The organism is Candidatus Schekmanbacteria bacterium RIFCSPLOWO2_02_FULL_38_14 (assembly GCA_001790855.1).
Taxonomy (GTDB): domain Bacteria; phylum Schekmanbacteria; class GWA2-38-11; order GWA2-38-11; family GWA2-38-11; genus 2-02-FULL-38-14-A.
In genome coordinates, this window is sequence record MGDH01000042.1 from 151,618 (window position 1) to 158,603 (window position 6,986).

A 6,986-nucleotide genomic window follows, 5' to 3' on the forward strand; every position below is an offset into this window, starting at 1 on the left:
AATTACTTTCGGGTCAATGATATAAAAACCTATCCAATCCAATATTCATCGTGGCCACAAATCTATCTTAGAGCTCTCTTTGTGAATTTCAACTGGGTGAATATGTGGAAGATACTACACATTAAACTTAAAATTTATTATATCCCCATCACTGACAACATAATTCCTGCTCTCAAGCCTGAAGGTGCCTTTGCTTCTGGCATTTGATATTGAACCGGCTTCCATAAAATCCTCATATGAAATTACTTCAGCCTTTATAAATCCACGCTCTATATCCGAGTGTATCACACCGCCTGCATTGCAGGCATTAGACCCTTTCTTTATTGTCCACGCCCTAACTTCATCCTCGCCAACAGTAAGAAAAGAAATAAGCCCAAGAATGTCATAACAGGCATTAATCAGTTTGCTCATTGCAGATTCTTTGATTCCAAGCTCGTCCATAAACATTTGTGACTCCTCAACCGGAAGCTGGCTAATCTCCATCTCTGTCTTTGCGCATACAGCAACAGTCCTGTCCATTTCTCCTGAAAAATTCTTTCTTATATGAGCTGACAATTTTTCAGTCTCATCAGAATTAATATGATTTTCGTGGATATTCAGAACAACCACCATTGGCTTTAATGTCAGGAACTGGTATCCGCGGATTAACTTTTCATCCTCAGGCTTTACATTAATATTTCTCATCGGGGTTTCTTTTTCAAGAATCTCTTTAAAACCGCTCAACAATTGTTTTTCAATCTCCCTTTTCTGCCTTTCTATTCCTTTTTTAAGGTCAGCCTCTATCCTTTCAAGCCGTTTTTCAATTATTGAGAGGTCGCTTAAAATAAATTCCAGTTCAAGGTCCTTGGCGTCTCTTAACGGGTCAATAGAACCAGCAGGATTCTGCACAGAAGCATCCTCAAATACCCTGACAACATGAACAAGCGCATCAACCTCCCTTGCCCTTGCAAGGAATTCTGTTATTTTTGTCCCTTCTGAAAGGCTTCCCTTTTGAAGTCCGGGCATATCAATATATTTCACAGAGGCGTAGGTTGTCTTCTGCGGTTTGAAAACCTCGCATAACCTGTCAATCCTCTTATCAGGCACAAAGGCAACACCAACATTGGGCTCAGCCATTGTCTGGGCATAAGAGGCAACCTCTGCATCCCCTCGTGTTATGGCATTAAACAGAGCAGTCTTCCCACAATTTGGAAGTCCCACAATTCCAATTATCACAAAATTCTCCTTTTTGAAAATGCTCTGCTTTGTATAGATATTTCAACTTTTGTCAATCTTAAAAGAAAATAGAATTTTCTTGATATAAGAATAATAGTCTACTATTATAATTTCATATAGCTAACATAAAAATCTAAACAATCAAATCTTTTAACAATTAAAATATTTATGCCTGTCATAAAAGCGAAATATTATGGGTTTTGCGAAGGGGTTAAGCTGGCAATAGAGAAAACCAATGAAGCCCTTCGCGGAAACAAAAAGAAAATATTTGTAATAGGTCCCCTGATTCACAACCCTCAGGTCATAGAAAAACTCAGCAAGCAGGGTTTGATAACTGTTGAGGACATAAACAAGATTGACAAAGACGGAATCCTGATTGTCCGCTCCCATGGTCTTCCTGAGCCAAAAATAAAAAAAGCAATTGAAATGGGAATACAGATTATTGATTCTACATGTTACAAAGTAAAAAACCTCCACAAACTTTCCAAGCAACTTGTCAAAGATGGCTATCAGCTCGTATTAATCGGAGACCATGACCACGCAGAGGTTAAGGCAATAAAGGAAAGCATAAATGATAATGTTGTTGTCATTTCATCACCTGATGAAGTTGATAAAACAAAGTTTAAAAGGAAAGTAGGGATTGTTGTCCAGACAACTCAGAGTGAAAATAATTTTTATAAAATCGTAAACAGGGTTTTAAAGCAGGTTGAAGAACTGAGAGTCTTCAACACCATCTGCAAGGCAAGCATTTTACGCCAGAATGCCGCTTATGAACTCAGCAAGAATGTTGAGCTGATGATTGTGATTGGCGGAAAGGAAAGCGCCAACACAAAAAGGCTTGCTGGAATCTGCAAAGAGAATACCCAAACCCACCACATAGAAACAAAGGAAGAATTAAAAGATTCATGGTTCAAAGGAAAGAAAAATATTGGAATCACAGCAGGAGCCTCAACTCCTGACTGGATAATTGAGGAAGTTCAGAAAAGGGTTGAAGAGATTATGGCGCGTCGCCTGCTGTTTCATTCTTCTCAAAGTAAATTCCCTCATAGTTAATGTTTTCGTCACGGAGAATTTTTATAACTTTTTCTTCATCTTCCATGGAAAACCGTATAGCAATACCGCACCCCGGATTGACTTTTGGTGGTTTGGAAATAAGGGTGTGGGGAATCTTATTAGCCTTCAAGACTTTCTCGACCTTCATTGTCTGGTATGTTGTATGGAGTACTAAGATAAGCTTTTCTGGCATAAAATGATATTTTTAAAAATTTAAATTTCGGTCTATTAACTCAGAAATACGGGGTTAGAAAACCCCGTCTATAAGATAGGCGGGACATTCTTGTCCCGCTAATATTTTGTATAACCAGACACAAGAAAATACCTTTTAAACATATTGCAGTATTAATTATATTTTTCAAGTTGTTTTTAGTTCAATATTCTGATAAAAACTATTTTGAGGACTATTTATGAGAACTACATATGCGTGAAGTTGTAACAATGTGGAAATATACAAAAATGGTTGTCTTGACAGCTCTGACCGCAGGAGTCTTTGCGGCAATTTTGATTCCTCTGAAAGGAATCCCTATAATTCCCGGCTCAACAGAGCTCAGGCCTGCTGCTGTGATTCCTGTTGTCTTCGGGATTCTCTTTGGACCTGCAGGCGCCTGGGGTTCAGCATTTGGAAATCTGATTGGTGATTTTTTCGGAACACTCGGCATTGGAAGTATCTTTGGGTTTGTGGGGAACTTTTTCTTCAGCCTTGTTGCCTACAAAGTATATAAGCCCTCAATTGACAACATTACAAACAACTCTAAAAACAAAAGACTCAAACCAAAAGAGTTCATTAAATTTGCATCTGTAGGCTTTTTAGCAAGCTGTGTCTGTGCTGAAATAATCGCATGGGGCCTTGAAGTTGTAGGGCTTCTTCCCTTTTCCTGGCTTGGCTCAATAATATTTGTAAACAATTTCGTAATGAATGTCCTTATAGGTCCTTTTATTCTTGTTCTTCTTTATCCAAGGGTAATGAAATGGGACCTCCTCTGGACAGATATAATGGAAAAGAATGACCTGCCATCATCTCCAATCCCTTTTCTTGGAAAGCTTTTGATATGGGTTGGCGGCGTTGGCGGGCTGGTTGCAGGTATTTCAATTTCTACAGGTGTTTATGGCTCCTCTCTTTTTTCTACAACTGCAGGAACTGTTGGAAGCATGGTAGTGCTTGCAGTCACTCCCTGTCTTCTGGTCCTCTTGATTGGGTGTTTCCTGGCTTGATGCAGAACATCATCTCTCTTCAGAACATATCCTTCAAATATAAAAATAGTGATAAAAAAGCTCTTGATAACATCAGCCTTGATGTAGAAAAAGGAAAACTATATGTCATCATGGGTCCAAGCCGCGCCGGCAAATCAACTCTGTGCCTTGCTCTGAACGGACTTGTCCCAAAATTGATAAAAGGTGAATTTCAGGGCAATGTTCTGTTGTCAGGTAAAAATGTCAGTGAACATCAGGTCAATGAACTTACCCCTGTAATTGGGCAGGTATTTCAGGATTTTGAATCCCAGCTTTTTTCAACAAATGTAGAACTTGAAGTCGCTTTTGGTCCTGAAAATTTAGGTTTCAGCAGGGAAGATATAAGAAGACGGATTGATAATTCCCTGAACCTCGTTGGACTTTCAGCCTTTAACCACCGCCAGCCCTCCACTCTTTCCGGAGGTGAGAAACAGCGCCTTGCAATTGCTTCAGTGCTCTCGATTGAGCCTGAAGTACTATGTCTTGACGAACCAACAACAGACCTTGACCCTGAAGGAAAAGAGAATGTTTTTAAAATCTGCCGCGACCTCAAAAAAGACAGCAACAGGACAATGATAATTGTTGAACACGAAACAGAAGAAGTGCTTTATGCTGATTTCATAATACTGATGAATAACGGAAAGATATTAGCTCATAATTCCCCTGAAAATATTTTCAAGAATATTCCCTTTTTGAAAAACATAGGTATCATGCCTCCTCAGCTTGTGGAATTGTTTCAGGAACTTGGGATAGACGAGTTTCCAATAAATAAAAATCATGCCATCGAATCAATAAAGAAAAGGAATTTTAAACTTTCTGAAACAAAATACAAAGAGCTTATTGAGAAGGATAAAAAACAATCCGCTTCCTACGGTGATGTAGTTATAAAAACCGACTCACTGCACCATAAATATCTCAATGATGAGGAAGTGCTCAGAGGAATAAACCTTTCCATAAGAGCCGGTGAGTTTGTAAGCATAATTGGCCACAACGGCGGGGGGAAAACAACCCTTGCAAAACATTTTAACGGCTTGCTTCTCCCATCAAAAGGTGACATCTGTATAAAAGGCAAAAGCACAAAAGGTGCAAGTTTAAAGGAACTGAGCCAGCTTGTCGGATTTGTTTTTCAAAATCCTGACCACCAGATATTTGCTCAAACTGTTTATGAAGAAGTTTCCTTTACCCCAAAGCTTCTTGGTTTAACTGAGAGTGAAATTGATAAAAGGGTTAAAGACTCTCTTGAATCCGTAGGCCTCTCAAAGTTTGTCAGCGAAGACCCCTTCTCTCTTACAAAGGGAGACAGACAGAAGCTTGCAGTAGCATCAGTTCTTTCATCAAAACCTGAAATAATTATCCTTGATGAACCAACTACCGGCCTTGACTACAAAGAGCTATTAAGCATGATGAATCTTTTGAAAGGCCTGAACTCAATAGGGCACACAATCATAATAATAACCCATTCAATACATATTGTTGCCTCATATTCCCACAGGGTTATTGTAATGGACAGAGGAAAAATACTTCTTGATGGAACAACAAGGGAGGTTTTTCAAAAAGAAGATGAGCTTGCAAAAGCGCACATAAAACTTCCCAGCCTTACTTCGCTTGGAAACAGTCTTGGCTACACACTGCTCTCGATTGATGAATTTAAAGATATAATGGTGAAGCAATGAACCTCTATCTCTATCTGGACAGAAAATCTTTAATTCACAGCCTTGACCCCAGAACAAAGATTTTTCTACTTCTTGTAACATTTGTAATAGGATTGCTCTATCAGCACCCATTATATTCCTTTTCAGTTCTCCTTTTAGTCCTTCTTCACGGAATCATCTCAAAAACACTTCTTAATCTCAGAACAGTCTGGAAATTAATCTTAATTATCAGCCTCCTGACTATCCCCATCTGGTCATTTACAGCAAAAGGGAAAACCAATCTCTTCTGGAAAGTTTCTTCTGAATCCCTTCTCTACGGAATCTCATCAGCAATCGAAATATCGCTCATGATAATTGCGGGGATAATTTTTCTTTTAACAACTAAAAATGAAGATATAGCCCTTGGGCTAATTAAAATAGGAATCCCATATAGGATGAGTTTTGCCTTCTCGACTGCGCTCCGTCTTGTCCCTATGCTTGCAGGCACAGGCGCTACAGTAATACAGGCACAGCGTTCAAGAGGACTGGATCTTGATGAAGGAAATATTTTTGAAAGAATTAAAAAATATATCCCCCTGCTTGTTCCGATATTTCTTTCAACAATCAGAAACACAAACCTGCTTGCACAGGCGCTTGAATCAAAGGGATTTGGATACAAAGGAAAAAGAACTTTTTATATGATGACGGAGTTCAGGACTGCAGATTATCTTATATCTGTTTTTTTAATTTTGGTTCTGGTTGCAGCTATTTATCTGAAGGTCAAGGGATACGGAAAGATTGACGGTTTGAAATTGTGACTTTTTCTTTTGCATTTAAATTATTTGGATTGAGTTTATGCGCCATTAAAAATGACTCCAAAGCCCTGTCTCTATACTCTATTCTTTTTTCTGATACCCCCTTCCCCCTTTTACAGCAATCTCTTCCTGTAACATCAGCGCCTCATAGGCAACACCTGCAAAATACCAGGCATCCGAAGACTTCGGATTCATGGAAATAGCTTTTTTATATATCTTTAATGCGTCTTCATACCTTCCCTCTTTCATGAAAATATTTCCGAGATTATTATGGGCAGAAGCTATTTTTGAATTTTTCCTAATCACGTCGCTCCATAGGGAATAACTATCCCTCCAGACAAGATTCCTTTCCATTGTTAGGATTGATAGGAATAAAGCAATTAAAATGCAGGAACAGGTCTTTACAGGTTGACTGAGAATCTCATTGCGAGGAGCAAAGCGACGAAGAAAACCCCTGATAAAACATCCTTCCTTGCAGATAGCCACGCAACCGACTCAATATGAACAGGATGGGCAGAAAAACAGATTGAGGCGATAAGGGCAGCAACTGAATCCTTGAAGAGAAAATTAATTATCAGATACACAAGAATTACGTTTCCCGCATAAAGAACCATATTTGCCAGACGATAGCCAAATGGATTCAGTTTCCATATTCTGTAATCTATCGCATAGGAAATTTCTTTAAAAGGAAGATAATCCGCTCCGGTTGGTGAAGTGAATATATCAAAAATATTCTTAGCGCTCAGGCTCTTTATTCTGGCATTATTTATTATTAATTCCTGGTCATCCCAGTTTGTGAAATCATTCTGTAAGGAATTTGCATAAATGAGAAAGGTAACAGCTGTAAGCAGGATTATATGAAGCATTTTATTTTGCAAAACAGTCATTTCAAAACACCTGTTTAGAAAAAATCAGATTCCTTAAAACATATTTTATATATCTTACATATATAAACAACTCAAATTTGAGCTATACTCAAAAAGAGTGTAAAAAGTAAATAGAGGTGGTGTATCCTTTCATAAACAAAAACAAGACAGGA

Annotated in this window: 7 protein-coding genes; 4 read left to right on the forward strand and 3 right to left on the reverse strand. The window is 38.4% G+C overall.

What is annotated here, in order from left to right; genetic code table 11:
- Nucleotides 1-114 precede the first annotated feature (114 nt).
- Nucleotides 115-1,215: a redox-regulated ATPase YchF gene (locus tag A3H37_08535; GenBank protein ID OGL48055.1), complete on the reverse strand. Its 1,101-nt coding sequence runs from the start codon at nt 1,213-1,215 to the stop codon at nt 115-117.
- A gap of 168 nt (nt 1,216-1,383) precedes the next feature.
- Here A3H37_08535 and A3H37_08540 point away from each other — a divergent pair, with 168 nt between their 5' ends.
- From A3H37_08540 to A3H37_08555, 4 genes are all read left to right on the forward strand, one after another.
- Entirely contained in the window at nt 1,384-2,268 is an 885-nt protein-coding gene (locus tag A3H37_08540) for a 4-hydroxy-3-methylbut-2-enyl diphosphate reductase (protein OGL48056.1), read from the forward strand.
- Between the two features lie 423 nt (nt 2,269-2,691).
- A complete protein-coding gene (locus A3H37_08545) occupies nt 2,692-3,483 on the forward strand; it encodes a hypothetical protein (GenBank protein ID OGL48057.1) in 792 nt (263 codons plus the stop codon).
- Nucleotides 3,483-5,174, forward strand: coding sequence for a cobalt ABC transporter ATP-binding protein (locus A3H37_08550; GenBank protein ID OGL48058.1), 1,692 nt, complete (start codon nt 3,483-3,485; stop codon nt 5,172-5,174). The genes A3H37_08545 and A3H37_08550 overlap by 1 nt, the downstream gene beginning before the upstream one ends.
- Nucleotides 5,171-5,950, forward strand: a complete 780-nt coding sequence (locus tag A3H37_08555; protein OGL48059.1) for a cobalt ABC transporter permease — start codon at nt 5,171-5,173, stop codon at nt 5,948-5,950. Before A3H37_08550 ends, A3H37_08555 begins: the two co-directional genes overlap by 4 nt.
- Nucleotides 5,951-6,028: 78 nt before the next feature.
- Here the strand turns inward: A3H37_08555 and A3H37_08560 are convergent, their stop codons facing one another.
- Both A3H37_08560 and A3H37_08565 read right to left on the reverse strand, forming a co-directional pair.
- Nucleotides 6,029-6,253, reverse strand: a complete 225-nt coding sequence (locus tag A3H37_08560; GenBank protein ID OGL48060.1) for a hypothetical protein — start codon at nt 6,251-6,253, stop codon at nt 6,029-6,031.
- A gap of 95 nt (nt 6,254-6,348) precedes the next feature.
- A complete protein-coding gene (locus A3H37_08565; protein ID OGL48061.1) occupies nt 6,349-6,834 on the reverse strand; it encodes a hypothetical protein in 486 nt (161 codons plus the stop codon).
- Nucleotides 6,835-6,986: the final 152 nt, after the last annotated feature.